Source organism: Pseudomonas sp. YL2 (assembly GCF_023063025.1).
In the GTDB taxonomy this organism is placed as follows: domain Bacteria; phylum Pseudomonadota; class Gammaproteobacteria; order Pseudomonadales; family Pseudomonadaceae; genus Aquipseudomonas; species Aquipseudomonas putida_A.
Map to the genome: position 1 here is coordinate 628,425 of NZ_JAJSLU010000001.1, position 15,409 is coordinate 643,833.

General features: G+C 62.1%; 14 protein-coding genes. 11 read left to right on the forward strand and 3 right to left on the reverse strand.

The window, feature by feature from the left end:
- Positions 1–228 precede the first annotated feature (228 nt).
- From glyA to fdhA, 7 genes are all read left to right on the forward strand, one after another.
- Positions 229–1,482 carry a serine hydroxymethyltransferase gene (gene glyA, locus LVD08_RS02875; protein WP_027610662.1) on the forward strand — a complete coding sequence of 418 codons (1,254 nt, stop codon included), beginning with the start codon at positions 229–231 and terminating at the stop codon, positions 1,480–1,482.
- 20 nt (positions 1,483–1,502) lie between these two features.
- Positions 1,503–2,753 (forward strand): sarcosine oxidase subunit beta, encoded by a 1,251-nt coding sequence (locus LVD08_RS02880; RefSeq protein WP_003206307.1) that lies wholly within the window; start codon positions 1,503–1,505, stop codon positions 2,751–2,753.
- A 14-nt stretch (positions 2,754–2,767) separates the two neighbouring features.
- Positions 2,768–3,097, forward strand: coding sequence for a sarcosine oxidase subunit delta (locus LVD08_RS02885; protein ID WP_003228964.1), 330 nt, complete (start codon positions 2,768–2,770; stop codon positions 3,095–3,097).
- Complete coding sequence (locus tag LVD08_RS02890; protein WP_027610663.1) at positions 3,094–6,111, forward strand: sarcosine oxidase subunit alpha; 3,018 nt, start codon at positions 3,094–3,096, stop codon at positions 6,109–6,111. The genes LVD08_RS02885 and LVD08_RS02890 overlap by 4 nt, the downstream gene beginning before the upstream one ends.
- A 160-nt stretch (positions 6,112–6,271) precedes the next feature.
- Positions 6,272–6,904: a sarcosine oxidase subunit gamma gene (locus tag LVD08_RS02895; RefSeq protein ID WP_008086919.1), complete on the forward strand. Its 633-nt coding sequence runs from the start codon at positions 6,272–6,274 to the stop codon at positions 6,902–6,904.
- A 215-nt stretch (positions 6,905–7,119) separates the two neighbouring features.
- Complete coding sequence (gene purU / locus LVD08_RS02900) at positions 7,120–7,977, forward strand: formyltetrahydrofolate deformylase (protein WP_003228959.1); 858 nt, start codon at positions 7,120–7,122, stop codon at positions 7,975–7,977.
- Between the two features lie 205 nt (positions 7,978–8,182).
- Positions 8,183–9,382: a formaldehyde dehydrogenase, glutathione-independent gene (gene fdhA, locus LVD08_RS02905; RefSeq protein ID WP_027610665.1), complete on the forward strand. Its 1,200-nt coding sequence runs from the start codon at positions 8,183–8,185 to the stop codon at positions 9,380–9,382.
- Between the two features lie 118 nt (positions 9,383–9,500).
- Here the strand turns inward: fdhA and LVD08_RS02910 are convergent, their stop codons facing one another.
- On the reverse strand, positions 9,501–10,175 hold the full coding sequence (locus tag LVD08_RS02910; protein ID WP_247267340.1) for an anti-sigma factor: 675 nt from the start codon (positions 10,173–10,175) through the stop codon (positions 9,501–9,503).
- Complete coding sequence (locus tag LVD08_RS02915; RefSeq protein ID WP_247267341.1) at positions 10,172–10,807, reverse strand: RNA polymerase sigma factor; 636 nt, start codon at positions 10,805–10,807, stop codon at positions 10,172–10,174. Before LVD08_RS02915 ends, LVD08_RS02910 begins: the two co-directional genes overlap by 4 nt.
- Positions 10,808–10,955: 148 nt before the next feature.
- Between LVD08_RS02915 and LVD08_RS02920 the strand changes: the two genes are divergently transcribed.
- Positions 10,956–11,513, forward strand: coding sequence for a DUF2780 domain-containing protein (locus tag LVD08_RS02920; RefSeq protein ID WP_027610668.1), 558 nt, complete (start codon positions 10,956–10,958; stop codon positions 11,511–11,513).
- 1 nt (position 11,514) lies between these two features.
- Here the strand turns inward: LVD08_RS02920 and LVD08_RS02925 are convergent, their stop codons facing one another.
- The gene (locus LVD08_RS02925) at positions 11,515–12,402 is read right to left on the reverse strand and encodes an acyltransferase (protein ID WP_096797580.1); all 888 of its coding nucleotides are present in this window, start codon (positions 12,400–12,402) and stop codon (positions 11,515–11,517) included.
- Positions 12,403–12,711: 309 nt separating this feature from the next.
- Here LVD08_RS02925 and rloA2 point away from each other — a divergent pair, with 309 nt between their 5' ends.
- From rloA2 to creC, 3 genes are all read left to right on the forward strand, one after another.
- A complete protein-coding gene (rloA2, locus tag LVD08_RS02930) occupies positions 12,712–13,215 on the forward strand; it encodes a retropepsin-like aspartic peptidase RloA2 (RefSeq protein WP_007962587.1) in 504 nt (167 codons plus the stop codon).
- 68 nt (positions 13,216–13,283) lie between these two features.
- The gene (gene creB, locus LVD08_RS02935) at positions 13,284–13,964 is read left to right on the forward strand and encodes a two-component system response regulator CreB (protein ID WP_027610670.1); all 681 of its coding nucleotides are present in this window, start codon (positions 13,284–13,286) and stop codon (positions 13,962–13,964) included.
- Complete coding sequence (creC, locus tag LVD08_RS02940; RefSeq protein ID WP_247267342.1) at positions 13,964–15,382, forward strand: two-component system sensor histidine kinase CreC; 1,419 nt, start codon at positions 13,964–13,966, stop codon at positions 15,380–15,382. The genes creB and creC overlap by 1 nt, the downstream gene beginning before the upstream one ends.
- The last annotated feature ends 27 nt before the right edge of the window (positions 15,383–15,409 follow it).

Sequence of the window (15,409 nt, forward strand, 5' to 3'; positions counted from 1 at the left end):
CTGACACGGCCTCTTCGCGAGCAAGCCCGCTCCCACAGGGGATCTCCGCAGTTTTGGATGATGTGTCCGACCAGCCTTTTCCGGCCATGTCGTAAACGCACCTTTGCGTGGCGTCCGCAGGCATTTGAGCTGTCTGCGCCGGTCATACCATCGCATCAAAGGGCACTGCCTTGATTGCCAGTGCCTTACCGAGACGAATGGCGCACAGATGCCGCTGGGAGAGACGCGATGTTCAGCAAGCAAGACCAGATCCAGGGTTACGACGATGCACTGCTGGCGGCGATGAATGCCGAGGAGCAACGTCAGGAAGATCACATCGAGCTGATCGCGTCGGAGAACTACACCAGCAAGCGCGTCATGCAAGCGCAAGGCAGCGGCCTGACCAACAAATACGCCGAAGGTTATCCGGGCAAGCGCTACTACGGTGGCTGCGAGCATGTGGATAAAGTCGAAGCATTGGCGATCGAACGCGCCAAGCAACTGTTCGGCGCCGATTACGCCAACGTCCAGCCGCACTCCGGTTCCTCGGCCAACAGCGCGGTGTACCTGGCGCTGATCCAGCCGGGCGACACCATTCTCGGCATGAGTCTGGCTCACGGCGGTCACCTGACCCACGGCGCCAAGGTGTCGTCCTCGGGCAAGCTGTACAACGCGGTGCAGTACGGGATCAACACCGACACCGGGCTGATCGATTACGACGAAGTCGAGCGTCTCGCCGTCGAGTGCAAGCCGAAGATGATCGTTGCCGGGTTCTCCGCCTACTCCAAGACCCTGGACTTCCCGCGCTTCCGCCAGATCGCCGACAAGGTCGGTGCGCTGCTGTTCGTCGACATGGCCCACGTTGCCGGTCTGGTCGCTGCTGGCCTGTACCCGAACCCGCTGCCGTACGCCGACGTGGTCACCACCACCACCCACAAAACCCTGCGCGGTCCGCGTGGCGGGCTTATCCTGGCCAAGTCCAACGAAGAGATCGAGAAGAAGCTCAACGCCGCGGTATTCCCCGGTGCCCAGGGCGGCCCGTTGATGCACGTCATCGCCGGTAAAGCGGTGTGCTTCAAGGAAGCGCTGGAGCCCGGCTTCAAGGCCTATCAGCAACAAGTGATCGACAACGCCAAGGCGATGGCCAGCGTGTTTATCAAACGTGGCTACGATGTAGTGTCCGGCGGTACCGACAACCACCTGTTCCTGGTCAGCCTGATCCGTCAGGGCCTGACCGGCAAAGATGCTGACGCTGCCCTCGGCCGTGCGCACATCACCGTCAACAAGAACGCCGTGCCGAACGACCCGCAGTCGCCGTTCGTGACCTCGGGCCTGCGCATTGGCACCCCGGCCGTCACCACGCGTGGCTTCAAGGTCGCCCAGTGCGAAGTGCTGGCCGGCTGGATCTGCGACATCCTCGACAACCTCGGTGACGCCGACGTTGAAGCGAATGTGGCCAAGAACGTCGCGGCACTGTGCGCCGACTACCCGGTTTATCGCTGAGCGGTTTGGAGTAAATGACTATGCAACGCTATTCGGGCTTCGGCCTCTTCAAACACTCCCTCAGCCACCACGAGAACTGGCAGCGCATGTGGCGCACGCCGACGCCGAAGAAGGTCTACGACGTGGTCATCGTTGGCGGCGGCGGGCACGGTCTGGCGACCGCTTACTACCTGGCCAAGGAACACGGCATCACCAACGTGGCCGTGGTTGAGAAGGGCTGGCTGGGCGGCGGTAACACCGCGCGCAACACCACCATCGTGCGTTCCAACTACCTGTGGGACGAGTCGGCGCACCTGTACGAACATGCGATGAAACTGTGGGAAGGTCTGTCGCAGGATCTCAACTACAACGTGATGTTCTCCCAGCGCGGCGTCTACAACCTGTGCCACACCCTGCAGGACATCCGAGATTCCGAGCGTCGGGTCAGCGCCAACCGCCTCAACGGCGTCGATGGCGAACTGCTTAATGCCAAGCAAGTGGCCGACGAGATCCCGTACCTCGACTGCTCGAAAAACACCCGCTACCCGGTGATGGGCGCGACTGTTCAGCGTCGCGGCGGCGTCGCCCGTCACGATGCCGTGGCCTGGGGCTTTGCCCGTGCCGCCGACGCCTTGGGCGTGGATCTGATCCAGCAGACCGAAGTGATCGGTTTCCGCAAGGAAAACGGCGTGTGCATCGGCGTTGAGACCAACAAGGGCTTCATCGGCGCCAAGCGTGTCGGCGTGGTCACCGCCGGTAACTCCGGGCACATGGCCAAGCTCGCCGGTTTCCGTCTGCCGATCGAATCCCACCCGCTGCAAGCGCTGGTGTCCGAGCCGATCAAACCGATTATCGACAGCGTGATCATGTCCAACGCCGTGCACGGTTACATCAGCCAGTCCGACAAGGGCGACCTGGTGATCGGCGCCGGTATCGACGGTTACAACGGCTACGGCCAGCGCGGTTCGTATCCGGTGATCGAGCACACCATCCAGGCCATCGTCGAGATGTTCCCGGTGCTGTCGCGGGTGCGCATGAACCGCCAGTGGGGCGGCATCGTCGACACCACCCCGGACGCTTGCCCGATCATTTCGAAAACCCCGGTACCGAACATGTTCTTCAACTGCGGTTGGGGCACCGGTGGCTTCAAGGCCACTCCTGGCTCGGGCAACGTGTTTGCCGCGAGTCTGGCCAAGGGTGAAATGCACCCATTGGCCGCACCTTTCTCCATCGACCGTTTCCACAACGGTGCGTTGATCGATGAACACGGCGCTGCTGCGGTTGCCCACTAACAGGAGAAATCCCCATGTTGCATATCTTCTGTCCTCACTGCGGCGAACTGCGCTCCGAAGAGGAATTCCATGCATCCGGTCAGGCGCACATCCCGCGTCCGCTGGATCCGAACGCCTGCACCGATGAAGAGTGGGGCGATTACATGTTCTTCCGCGACAACCCGCGTGGTCTGCACCACGAGCTGTGGGATCACGTCGCCGGTTGCCGCCAGTACTTCAACGTCACCCGCGACACCGTGACCTACGAGATTCTCGAAACCTACAAGATCGGCACCAAGCCGCAATTCACCGACAAGGCTGATACGGCGAAAACAGCCACGACGGCGCTGGGAGAGAAGGTATGAGCCAGACCAATCGCCTGTCCAACGGTGGACGGATCGACCGCAACAAAGTGCTGAGCTTCACCTTCAACGGTCAGAGCTACAAAGGCTTCGAGGGCGACTCGCTGGCCTCGGCACTGATCGCCAACGGCGTCGACATCATCGGCCGCAGCTTCAAGTATTCGCGTCCACGCGGGATCTTCGCCGCCGGTGCCGAAGAGCCGAACGCCGTGCTGCAGATCGGGGCCACCGAAGCCACGCAGATTCCCAACGTGCGCGCCACGCAACAGGCGCTGTACCAAGGCCTGGTCGCCACCAGCACCAACGGCTGGCCGAGCGTCAACAACGACATGATGGGGATTCTCGGCAAGGTCGGCGGCAAGCTGATGCCGCCGGGTTTCTACTACAAAACTTTCATGTACCCGCAATCGTTCTGGATGACCTACGAGAAGTACATTCGCAAGGCTGCAGGGCTTGGCCGTTCGCCGACCGAAGTCGATCCGGACACCTACGACTACATGAACCAGCACTGCGACGTGCTGATCGTCGGCGCCGGCCCTGCCGGTCTCGCCGCGGCCCTGGCGGCTGCGCGCAGTGGTGCGCGGGTGATCCTCGCTGATGAGCAGGAAGAGTTCGGCGGCAGCCTGCTAGATTCCCGCGAAAGCCTCGACGGCAAACCGGCGATCGAATGGGTGGCCAGCGTCATTGCTGAACTGAAGAACACCCCGGACGTGCTGCTGTTGCCGCGCGCCACGGTCAACGGCTACCACGACCACAATTTCCTGACCATTCATGAACGCCTCACCGATCACCTTGGTGACCGCGCGCCAATCGGTCAGGTACGTCAGCGCATTCATCGTGTCCGCGCCAAGCGTGTAGTGCTGGCGACCGGCGCCCACGAACGTCCGCTGGTCTACGGCAACAACGACGTGCCGGGCAACATGCTCGCCGGTGCGGTCTCGACTTACGTGCGCCGTTACGGTGTGGCACCGGGCAAGAAGCTGGTGCTGACCACCAACAACGATCACGCCTATCGCGTGGCGCTGGATTGGCTCGACGCCAGCCTGCAAGTGGTGGCCATCGCCGATGCACGGAGCAATCCGCGTGGTGCGCTGGTGGAAGAAGCCCGCGCCAAAGGCATTCGCATCCTCACCGGCAGCGCTGTGATCGAAGCTCGTGGCAGCAAGCGCGTCACCGCTGCCCGCATCGCCGCGATTGACGTCAAAGCGCACACCGTGACCAGCCCGGGCGAATGGCTCGACTGCGACGTGATCGCCAGTTCCGGCGGTTACAGCCCTGTCGTGCACCTGGCTTCGCACCTCGGTGGCAAGCCGATCTGGCGTGAAGACATCCTCGGTTTCGTACCGGGCGAAGCACCGCAGAAGCGTGTGTGCGTCGGCGGCATCAACGGCGTTTACGGCCTCGGAGATTCGCTGGCCGATGGTTTCGAAGGTGGCGCACGCGCTGCCAGTGAAGCCGGTTTTGCGGTGGTCGAAGGCACGCTGCCAAAAGCGCTGAGCCGTCTCGAAGAAGCGACCCTGGCGCTGTTCCAGGTGCCGCACGAGAAGGGCACCTCGCGTGCGCCGAAGCAATTCGTCGACCTGCAGAACGACGTCACCGCCGCCGCCATCGAACTGGCGACCCGCGAAGGTTTCGAGTCGGTCGAACACGTCAAACGCTACACCGCGCTGGGTTTCGGCACCGATCAGGGCAAGCTCGGCAACGTCAACGGCCTGGCCATCGCCGCGCGTTCGCTGAACGTGACCATCCCGCAGATGGGCACCACGATGTTCCGCCCCAACTACACGCCGGTAACGTTCGGCGCGGTAGCCGGTCGTCACTGTGGGCACATCTTCGAACCGGTGCGCTACACCGCACTGCATCAATGGCACCTGAAAAACGGCGCCGAGTTTGAAGACGTCGGCCAGTGGAAACGTCCTTGGTACTTCCCGAAAAACGGTGAAGACATGCATGCCGCCGTCAAACGCGAATGCAAAGCCGTGCGCGACAGCGTCGGCCTGCTCGACGCCTCGACCCTGGGCAAGATCGACATTCAAGGCCCGGATGCCCGCGAGTTCCTCAACCGCGTGTACACCAACGCCTGGACCAAGCTCGACGTGGGCAAGGCCCGTTACGGCCTGATGTGCAAAGAAGACGGCATGGTTTTCGACGACGGTGTGACGGCGTGTCTGGCCGACAACCATTTCGTCATGACCACCACCACGGGCGGCGCGGCTCGCGTGCTGCAATGGCTGGAGCTGTACCACCAGACCGAATGGCCAGAGATGAAGGTCTACTTCACCTCGGTCACCGACCACTGGGCGACGATGACCCTGTCCGGGCCGAACAGCCGCAAGCTGCTCAGCGCCGTGACCGACATTGATCTGAGCAACGAAGCGTTCCCGTTCATGACCTGGAAAGAAGGTCTGGTCGGCGGCGTGCCGGCGCGGGTGTTCCGTATCTCGTTCACCGGTGAGCTGTCGTACGAAGTCAACGTGCAGGCCGACTACGCGATGGGCGTGCTGGAGAAAATCGTCGAGGCCGGCAAGCAGTACAACCTGACGCCGTACGGCACTGAAACCATGCACGTGCTGCGCGCCGAGAAGGGTTTCATCATTGTCGGTCAGGACACTGACGGCTCGATGACCCCGGACGACCTGAACATGGGCTGGTGCGTCGGTCGTACCAAACCGTTCTCGTGGATCGGCCAGCGCGGCATGAACCGTGAAGACTGCGTGAAGGATCAGCGTAAACAACTGGTGGGCCTGAAGCCGATCGACCCGAACGTCTGGCTGCCGGAAGGTGCGCAACTGGTGTTCAACACCAAGCAGGCGATCCCGATGACCATGGTCGGCCACGTGACCTCCAGCTACGCGCACAACTCCCTCGGCTATTCGTTTGCCATGGGCGTGGTCAAGGGCGGTCTGAAGCGCATGGGCGAGCGGGTGTTCGCGCCGCTGGCCGATGGCAGCGTGATCGAGGCGGAGATTGTGTCTTCGGTGTTCTTCGATCCGAAGGGTGATCGGCAAAATATTTGAGGGTTCGGCTCCTGTGGAGTGCCAGTCGCACCGCGGTGACTTCATCGCGAGCAGGCTCACTCCTACAGGTGATCGCGTACCCCTTGTAGGAGTGAGCCTGCTCGCGATAGCGGTAGATCTGCTTGCAAAGGGTTCAAGTCAGAATTCAGGAAGGTGCTTTATGACCACAGCCAACGTGTACCAACAACGCCCGACCACCGGGGCCAAGGCCGAGTCGTCGCTGCACCATGCCGACCTCGCCAGCCTGGTCGGCAAGGGTCGCAAGAACGCCGGCGTGATCGTGCGTGAAAAGAAACTCCTCGGTCACCTGACCATTCGTGGCGATGGCCACGATGCAGCCTTCGCCGCTGGCGTGCACAAGGCCCTCGGCATTGAGTTGCCGGGCGCCCTGAGCGTGATCGTCAAAGGCGAAACCAGCCTGCAATGGATGGGCCCGGACGAGTGGCTGCTGATCGTGCCAAGCGGTGAAGAATTTGCCGCCGAGCAGAAACTGCGCGAGGCGCTGGGCGACCTGCACATCGCGATCGTCAACGTCAGCGGCGGCCAGCAGGTGCTCGAACTGAGCGGGCCGAACGTGCGTCAGGTGCTGATGAAATCCACCAGCTACGACGTGCACCCGAACAACTTCCCGGTCGGCAAAGCCGTGGGCACGGTGTTCGCCAAGTCGCAGCTGATGATCCGCCACACCGCCGAAGATACCTGGGAACTGCTGATCCGCCGCAGCTTCTCGGATTACTGGTGGTTGTGGCTGCAGGATGCGTCGGCTGAATACGGGTTGAGCGTACAAGCCTAAAAGCTTACCCCCTCACCCCAGCCCTCTCCCCCAGGGGGGAGAGGGGGAAAGGGAGCAGATTTGTGTGATTTCGAGCCTGAGTTCGACCCGATATTTCAGGTCGGCGTAGCTCGAAAGAACACCTCGGTCAGTCCCCTCTACCTCCGGGAGAGGGTTAGGGTGAGGGGCAAAAATCCCCCAGACACCGCGCACAAAAGAACAGGAGTCACCGCACCATGAGCCGCGCCCCAGACACATGGATTCTGACCGCCGACTGCCCCAGCGTGCTCGGCACGGTGGACGCGGTGACGCGTTTTCTGTTCGAGCAGGGTTGCTACGTCACCGAGCACCATTCGTTCGATGACCGGCTCTCGGGCCGTTTCTTCATTCGCGTGGAATTCCGTCAGCCTGACGGTTTCGACGAACAATCCTTCCGCGCCGGCCTTGCCGAGCGCGGTCAGGCGTTCGGCATGGTCTTCGAGCTGACCGCGCCGAACTACCGGCCAAAAGTGGTGATCATGGTCTCCAAGGCCGATCACTGCCTCAACGATTTGCTTTACCGCCAGCGCATCGGCCAGTTGTCGATGGACGTGGCGGCGGTGGTGTCCAACCATCCTGACCTCAAGCCGCTGGCCGACTGGCACCAGATTCCCTACTACCATTTCCCCCTCGACCCCAACGACAAGCCGGCGCAGGAGCGTCAGGTGTGGCAGGTGATCGAAGAGTCCGGTGCCGAACTGGTGATCCTCGCCCGCTACATGCAGGTGCTGTCACCGGAGTTGTGCCGCAAGCTCGATGGCAAGGCGATCAACATCCATCACTCGCTGCTGCCGGGGTTCAAGGGCGCCAAGCCGTATCACCAGGCCTACAACAAAGGCGTGAAGCTGGTCGGCGCCACGGCGCATTACATCAACAACGACCTCGATGAAGGGCCGATCATTGCCCAGGGTGTCGAGGCGGTGGATCACAGTCATTACCCCGAGGATCTGATTGCCAAGGGGCGGGATATCGAGGGGCTGACGTTGGCCCGGGCCGTGGGTTATCACATCGAAAGAAGGGTGTTTTTGAACGCCAATCGCACGGTCGTTCTTTAGATCGCTTTCGCGAGCAAGCTCGCTCCCACAAGGGATTTGTGTCGAAACACAGGTCTCTGTCACACCCAAGATCAACTGTGGGAGCGGGCTTGCTCGCGAAGAGGCCATAACTGACAACGCAAAACCAACAAGCAATAACCCGAGCACTTAACGCGCTGCCTGCCTGGGCAACGCAGTTCCATAAAAACAACAGCGAGGTGAAAGCATGTCTGGCAATCGTGGTGTGGTGTATCTCGGCGCTGGCAAGGTCGAAGTACAGAAAATCGACTATCCGAAAATGCAGGACCCGCGCGGCAGGAAGATCGAACACGGGGTGATCCTGCGTGTGGTATCCACCAACATTTGTGGCTCCGACCAGCACATGGTGCGCGGCCGTACCACGGCGCAGACCGGTCTGGTGCTGGGCCACGAAATCACCGGCGAAGTGATCGAAAAGGGTTCCGACGTCGAGAACCTGAAGATCGGCGACCTGGTTTCCGTACCGTTCAACGTGGCTTGCGGGCGCTGCCGTTCCTGCAAGGAGCAGCACACCGGCGTCTGCCTGACCGTCAACCCGGCTCGTGCCGGCGGTGCCTACGGTTATGTCGACATGGGTGACTGGACCGGCGGCCAGGCCGAGTACGTGCTGGTGCCGTACGCCGACTTCAACCTGCTGAAGCTGCCGGATCGCGACAAGGCCATGGAGAAAATCCGCGACCTGACCTGCCTCTCCGATATCCTCCCGACCGGTTATCACGGTGCGGTGACGGCGGGCGTTGGCCCGGGCAGCACCGTTTACATCGCCGGCGCCGGCCCGGTCGGTCTGGCCGCTGCAGCCTCGGCGCGTCTGCTGGGGGCGGCGGTGGTGATCATCGGCGACGTCAATACCATCCGCCTGGCGCACGCCAAGGCTCAGGGTTTTGAAGTGGTCGACCTGTCCAAGGACACGCCGCTGCACGAACAGATCGCCGCACTGCTGGGCGAGCCGGAAGTCGATTGCGCGGTGGATTGCGTGGGCTTCGAAGCGCGCGGCCACGGGCATGACGGGGTGAAAGCCGAAGCCCCGGCCACCGTGCTCAACTCGTTGATGGGCGTGGTGCGCGTCGCCGGCAAGATCGGTATTCCGGGCCTGTACGTGACCGAAGATCCGGGCGCGGTCGATGCCGCCGCGAAAATGGGCAGCCTGAGCATCCGCTTCGGTCTGGGCTGGGCCAAATCCCACAGCTTCCACACCGGCCAGACCCCGGTGATGAAGTACAACCGCCAACTGATGCAGGCGATCATGTGGGACCGCATCAACATCGCCGAAGTGGTCGGCGTGCAGGTCATTAGCCTCGACCAGGCGCCGGAAGGTTACGGCGAGTTCGATGCCGGCGTACCGAAGAAGTTTGTGATCGATCCGCATCGGTTGTTCAGTGCGGCGTAAGTAAAAAGGGCGACCCACGGGTCGCCTTTTTTTTAGACCAAAAGATCGCAGCCTTCGGCAGCTCCTACAGGGATCGATGTAGGAGCTGCCGAAGGCTGCGATCTTTTGATTTTTTCAATCAGAGGGCTGCCAAAGCGCCCTGGTAAAGCACAGGCCCGGTCGGCTGCCCGGTCGGCGAGCCACCCTTGGGTTCCAGACTCACCGCCAGCGCAATCGGCTGGCCGATCAAGACTTTCTGCGCCGCGCTCAGTTCAACCTTGCCTTTGCCGCCTGCAGGAATCACCCCCAGTGAAATCGGCTTGCCGTCCGCCGGTATCGCCCACAATTCCAGACTGCGATCTGGCCCGATTGCCGCCAAAGTCAGCGGTTCGACCTGCAGATAATCCGCATGCGCCGCGACTTTCAGCGCAGGTTGCGCGTCGGCGCTCAGCAGGGTGGCGTGGTAGCGGGCGTCGTCGCGGTTGTACAGGGAGCCGAGGAACACCAGCACCACGATCGAACAGGCAGCGACGCTGACGCGCAGCCAGTTCCAGAACGGACGTTTTTCCGGGACGTGCAGCACTTGCGGCTCGATCCGTGCGGTGATGCCTTGCCACACCCGATCTGGCACCGGTTGCTCCGGCAGCATTTCGGTAAGGCTGGCGAGGCTCTCCTGCCACTGCGCCAACTCGCTTCGCAGTGCTGCATCATCCAGCAGCAATTGTTCAAAACGCCGACGCGCCGCCGCCGACATCAGGCCAATGGCGTAATCGGCAGCGAGGGCGCGGCGCAAGGCGGGGGTCTGGTAATTCATGATTCAAGGCACCTGCGCAGACGCTCCATGCCGCGACGAATCCACGACTTCACCGAGCCCAGCGGTGCCGCCAGGTGTTCGGCCAGTTCCGAGCAGGAAAGGCCCTGGAAGTAGGCGACGCTGATCGACTGGCGCTGCATGCCGTCGAGGGTGTCCAGGCAGCGATGCAGCGCGCTGGCTTCGCGGCTGCTGTTCAACAGGTCGTGAGCCGAAGGGCCTTCGTCCGGCAGGGTGTCCTGCTCGAAATCGGTCAGTGGCCGTTCGCGTTGTTTGCGTAGCTGGTCGATGGCCTGATGGCGGGTGATGTTGATCATCCAGGTCAGCGGCGCCGACAGATGGGCTTCGTAGCGCGAGGCGTTGTTCCAGATGCGCACGAAGCTTTCCTGCAGCACTTCCTCGGCCAGATCCGCCCGGCCCATGAAGCGCAGGGCCACGCCGTGCAGGCGTGGGCCAACGCTGCGATAGAGCGTTTCGAATGCACCGCGGTCGCCCAGTGAGCACTGGGCCAACAGCTGGCGCAACTGATCGGGGTCGGCGATGGAAATGACGGCTCTCCAGGCAATGGGCGGGCGACGAGGGCGCTGCTCGGGCTGTTCACAGGCTAGTTCAGCGACGGCGCTTGTGCCATTCATCTCGGGTTGTCCACGGTTTCACGTTTTATATACGTGGCTACGCTGAAAATGGATGCGCCGGCGAGGAACATGCTGGCTGAAACCCGGTCAAACCGGCAGTTCTGCCGCTCATAGACGGGCGGTTACCACAGCGCAAGAGGATGTCTGAATGAAGATTTCACGCGGTATTGCCTTGGCTTCACTTATGACCCTTGCAGCGAGCCCGGTGTTTGCTGGCTTCAGTCTGGACGACGTGACCAAAGCGGCTGCAAGCATGCAGGGTGGCAACGCTGCCACCGCCGCCGCGCCGACCTCGGAAACCGCCGGTTTGCTGCAAGCCGTTACCGGTCTCGGTGTTACGCCTCAGCAAGCCGTCGGTGGCACCAGCGCCATGCTCGGCCTGGCCAAGAATCAGTTGAGCAGCACCGATTATTCGCAGTTGGCCAAAGAAGTGCCGGGCATCGACAAACTGTCGGGCGGCAGCGGCAACCTGGCGGCGTTGAGTGGTTTGCTGGGTTCGTCGGGCAAGTCGGCCGGGCTGGAAAACGCGCTGGGCAACGTCAAGGACACCAACGACCTGAACAATGCCTTCGGTGCGTTGGGCATGGACAGCGGCATGGTCGGCCAGTTTGCCCCGGTGCTGCTCAAGTATCTGGGTGATCAGGGCGTCGGCGGCCCGATTCTGCAGAGCCTGGGCAGCATCTGGGGCGCCGGCACCGGTAGCTGATTCAGCCGCGCTCGCCGCGCAGTTCGCTGATGCGCTGATCCTTCTCGGTCCAGAGCTGGTTGACCCAGTTCTGGACCTGCTGGCGAAACAGCGGATCGTTTTCGTAATCGCCCTGCGACAGTGCCGGGTCGAGTTCGCGGGTCTGGATGTCGACAATCACCCGCGGCACGCTGCCGCTGATCAGATCCCAGAACCCCGGAATCTTCTGCTGTGGATAAACCACGGTCACGTCGAGCAGCGCATCCAGCTGTTCGCCCATCGCTGCCAGAACAAACGCCACGCCACCCGCCTTGGGCTTGAGCAGGTGCTTGAACGGTGACTGCTGCTGCGCACTTTTCGCCGCGGTGTAGCGGGTGCCTTCCAGATAATTCACCACCGTCACCGGCTGGCGTTTGAACAGCTCGCAGGCCTGTTTGGTGATTTCCAGGTCCTTGCCCGCCAACTCCGGATGTTTGGCCAGGAACGCCTTGCTGTAGCGCTTCATGAACGGGTAATCCAGCGCCCACCACGCCAGCCCCAGAAACGGTACCCAGATCAGCTCTTTCTTGAGGAAGAACTTGAAGAACGGCGTGCGCCGGTTGAGGGTCTGGATCAGCGCCGGAATGTCGACCCACGACTGGTGGTTGCTGACCACCAGATACGAGGTGTCACCGCGCAGGTCTGCGCCGCCGCGAATGTCCCACTGAGTGGGGATGCACAGACGAAAGATCAGTTTGTCGATTTCCGCCCAGGTCTCGGCAATCCACATCACCGCCCACGAGGCGTAATCGCGCCAGCGCCCGGGCGCGATCAGCTTGAGCAGGGCAAAGACCAGCAACGGCCCGATCAGGATCAGGGTGTTGAGCAACAGCAGCAGGGTGACGAAACAGCCGGTGAGCAGGCGGCGCATAAGCAACTCTATGAAGGCGGATGGGCGCGCCATGATAAGTGGCTTCGGGTGACAGGCCAAATCGATGGTGACGAATGTTTCACTTTTGGGCAGCTATGCTGGAGCTGATTACCGTGTTGGCAGGGCTGGCCTCTTCGCGAGCAAGCCCGCTCCCACAGTGGATCTTCAGTGTGCATGCCATCTCCAACAGATCCCGGATCCCCTGTGGGAGCGGGCTTGCTCGCGAAGGCGGACTCAAGCGAACCAATTGCTCGCCGGCTGTCTAAAATCTCGCGTCTGACGCCCTCATTTTCCAAGGAAGCCCTCTACGTGAAATCCCTCCTTGCACTGTTTGCCCTCGTCGCCCTGCCGGTCATGGCCGCCGAGCCGACCCTGTACGGGCGTTACGAATACATCGCGCTGCCGGAAATCGGTGGTGAGGTGCTCAAGGCCAAGATGGACACCGGCGCGCTGACCGCCTCGCTGTCGGCCAAGGACATCGAGACTTTCACCCGCGACGGCGAGAACTGGGTGCGTTTCCGCCTCGGCACCAAGGATGCCAGCAACAAGGTCTACGAACACAAGGTCGCACGGATCAGCAAGATCAAGAGCCGCTCGGATGAAGAGGACGAGGGTGACAGCACCGAAGTCGCCAAGCGCCCGGTGGTCGATCTGGAGCTGTGCCTGGGCAACGTCAAGCGCACCGTTGAGGTCAACCTGACCGACCGCAGCAACTTCAACTACCCGCTGCTGATCGGTGCCAAGGCCCTGCGCGAGTTCGGCGCGGCAGTGAACCCGGCGCGGCGTTTCACCGCCGACAAGCCGGACTGCTAAGTGGTCTCATTGACGTAACGTCAGGCTTGGGGCACCGTTCGCGCACTTAACCCATGGGCTCGGACGCCATGCCTCATATCCTGATTGTCGAAGACGAAGCGGCGATTGCCGACACGCTGATTTTTGCCCTGCAGGGCGAGGGGTTCGCCACCACGTGGCTGAGCCTCGGCGCGGCGGCGCTGGAGTTTCAACGGCAGACCCCGGCTGACTTGATCATTCTCGATATCGGCCTGCCGGACATCAGCGGTTTCGAAACCTGCAAACAGCTGCGGCGCTTCAGTGAAGTGCCGGTGCTGTTTCTCAGTGCCCGGGACGCCGAGATCGATCGGGTGGTGGGGCTGGAGATCGGCGCCGACGATTACGTGGTCAAGCCGTTCAGCCCACGGGAAGTCGCCGCGCGGGTACGGGCGATTCTCAAGCGCATGGCGCCGCGTCCTGCGGTTGAAGCGTCCTCGACGCTGTTTCGCATCGATGCCGAGCGTGTGCAGATCGTCTATCGGGGACAGCCGTTGAGCCTGACCCGTCATGAGTTTCGCCTGTTGCAATGCCTGCTCGAACAACCGCAGCGGGTGTTCAGCCGCGAGCAATTGCTCGATGCGCTGGGCGTGGCGGCGGACGCCGGTTACGAGCGCAGCATCGACAGCCACATCAAAAGCGTGCGCGCCAAATTGCGCCTGGTGCGGGCCGATGCCGAGCCGATCCAGACCCATCGCGGCCTCGGTTACAGCTACAGCCCGGGGCACAGCTGATGTCGTTGGGGCTGCGGATTTTTCTGGTGTATGTGCTGTTTATCGGCCTGACCGGTTACTTCGTGCTCAACACGGTGATGGAAGAAATCCGCCCGGGCGTGCGCCAGTCCACCGAAGAAACCCTGGTCGACACCGCCAACCTGATGGCGGAAATTCTCCGTGATGATTTCAAGGCCGGCACGCTCAGCGAGAACCGCTGGCCCGAATTGTTGCGTGCCTACGGCGAGCGTCAACCGCAGGCGACGATCTGGGGCTTGCCGAAAAACCAGGTCAACCACCGCATCTACGTCACCGACGCCAAAGGCATCGTGGTGCTGGATTCCAGCGGCGTGGCGGTCGGTCAGGATTACTCGCGCTGGAACGACGTCTACCTGACTTTGCGTGGTGAGTACGGCGCTCGTTCGAGCCGCAGCGATCCGAATGATGCGAACTCCTCGGTGATGCACGTCGGTGCGCCGATCCGCGACAACGGCCGGATCATCGGCGTGGTTACCGTGGCCAAACCCAACAGCTCATTGCAGCCTTATGTTGATCGTACCGAGCGGCGTTTGCTGTTTTACGGTGCCGGGCTGATCGGCCTCGGTCTGCTGTTCGGCGCTTTGCTGTCGTGGTGGCTGAGCCGCGCGCTGCACCGTTTGACCGGCTACGCCCAAGCGGTGAGTGAAGGGCGGCGAGTGGAAGTGCCGCATTACCGTGGCGGCGAACTGAAGCAACTGGCCACAGCGGTGGAGCAGATGCGCACCCAGCTCGAAGGCAAGGCTTACGTCGAACGCTACGTGCACACCCTGACCCATGAATTGAAGAGTCCGCTGGCGGCGATTCGCGGTGCTGCGGAATTGCTGCAGGACGAGATGCCAGCGATTCAGCGCCTGCGCTTTGTCGGCAACATCGACAGCGAAAGCGCGCGGATGCAGCAGTTGATCGAGCGCCTGTTGAATCTGGCGCAAGTCGAGCAGCGTCAGGGGCTTGAGGAACGGGTGGCGGTGCCCCTGGCAGGACTGGTTGACGAATTGTTGCAGGCGCAGGCGGCGCGGATCGAGGGGCGGCGGCTCACGGTCGAGCAGGCGATTGCGCCGGATCTGTTATTGATCGGCGAGCCGTTTCTGCTGCGGCAGGCGTTGGGCAACCTGCTGGAGAATGCGCTGGATTTCACCCCGATCGCCGGGTTGCTGCGTTTCAGTGCCGAGCGTGTCGGGGAACAGGTCGAGTTGCGCTTGTTCAACGAAGCAGCGGCGATTCCCGATTACGCCTTGCCGCGCTTGAGTGAACGGTTTTACTCATTGCCGCGCCCGGACAGTGGGCGCAAGAGCACTGGACTGGGGCTGAACTTTGTTGAGGAAGTGGTGAAGTTGCATGGTGGGTCGATGCATATCCGCAACGTCGAGAGCGGTGTGGAAGTGACATTGCGCTTGTCCTGAAACCGAGTCGCTGCCTTCGCGAGCAGG

Bases quoted from the DNA above. Each gene is read 5' to 3' on its own strand.
- LVD08_RS02885 (WP_003228964.1), top strand. From the start codon at position 2,768: ATGTTGCATATCTTCTGTCCTCACTGCGGCGAACTGCGCTCCGAAGAG.
- creC (WP_247267342.1), top strand. From the start codon at position 13,964: ATGTCGTTGGGGCTGCGGATTTTTCTGGTGTATGTGCTGTTTATCGGC.
- LVD08_RS02880 (WP_003206307.1), top strand. From the start codon at position 1,503: ATGCAACGCTATTCGGGCTTCGGCCTCTTCAAACACTCCCTCAGCCAC.
- LVD08_RS02915 (WP_247267341.1), bottom strand. From the start codon at position 10,807: ATGAATGGCACAAGCGCCGTCGCTGAACTAGCCTGTGAACAGCCCGAG.
- purU (WP_003228959.1), top strand. From the start codon at position 7,120: ATGAGCCGCGCCCCAGACACATGGATTCTGACCGCCGACTGCCCCAGC.
- LVD08_RS02920 (WP_027610668.1), top strand. From the start codon at position 10,956: ATGAAGATTTCACGCGGTATTGCCTTGGCTTCACTTATGACCCTTGCA.
- LVD08_RS02925 (WP_096797580.1), bottom strand. From the start codon at position 12,402: ATGCGCCGCCTGCTCACCGGCTGTTTCGTCACCCTGCTGCTGTTGCTC.
- creB (WP_027610670.1), top strand. From the start codon at position 13,284: ATGCCTCATATCCTGATTGTCGAAGACGAAGCGGCGATTGCCGACACG.
- LVD08_RS02910 (WP_247267340.1), bottom strand. From the start codon at position 10,175: ATGAATTACCAGACCCCCGCCTTGCGCCGCGCCCTCGCTGCCGATTAC.
- LVD08_RS02890 (WP_027610663.1), top strand. From the start codon at position 3,094: ATGAGCCAGACCAATCGCCTGTCCAACGGTGGACGGATCGACCGCAAC.
- glyA (WP_027610662.1), top strand. From the start codon at position 229: ATGTTCAGCAAGCAAGACCAGATCCAGGGTTACGACGATGCACTGCTG.
- LVD08_RS02895 (WP_008086919.1), top strand. From the start codon at position 6,272: ATGACCACAGCCAACGTGTACCAACAACGCCCGACCACCGGGGCCAAG.
- fdhA (WP_027610665.1), top strand. From the start codon at position 8,183: ATGTCTGGCAATCGTGGTGTGGTGTATCTCGGCGCTGGCAAGGTCGAA.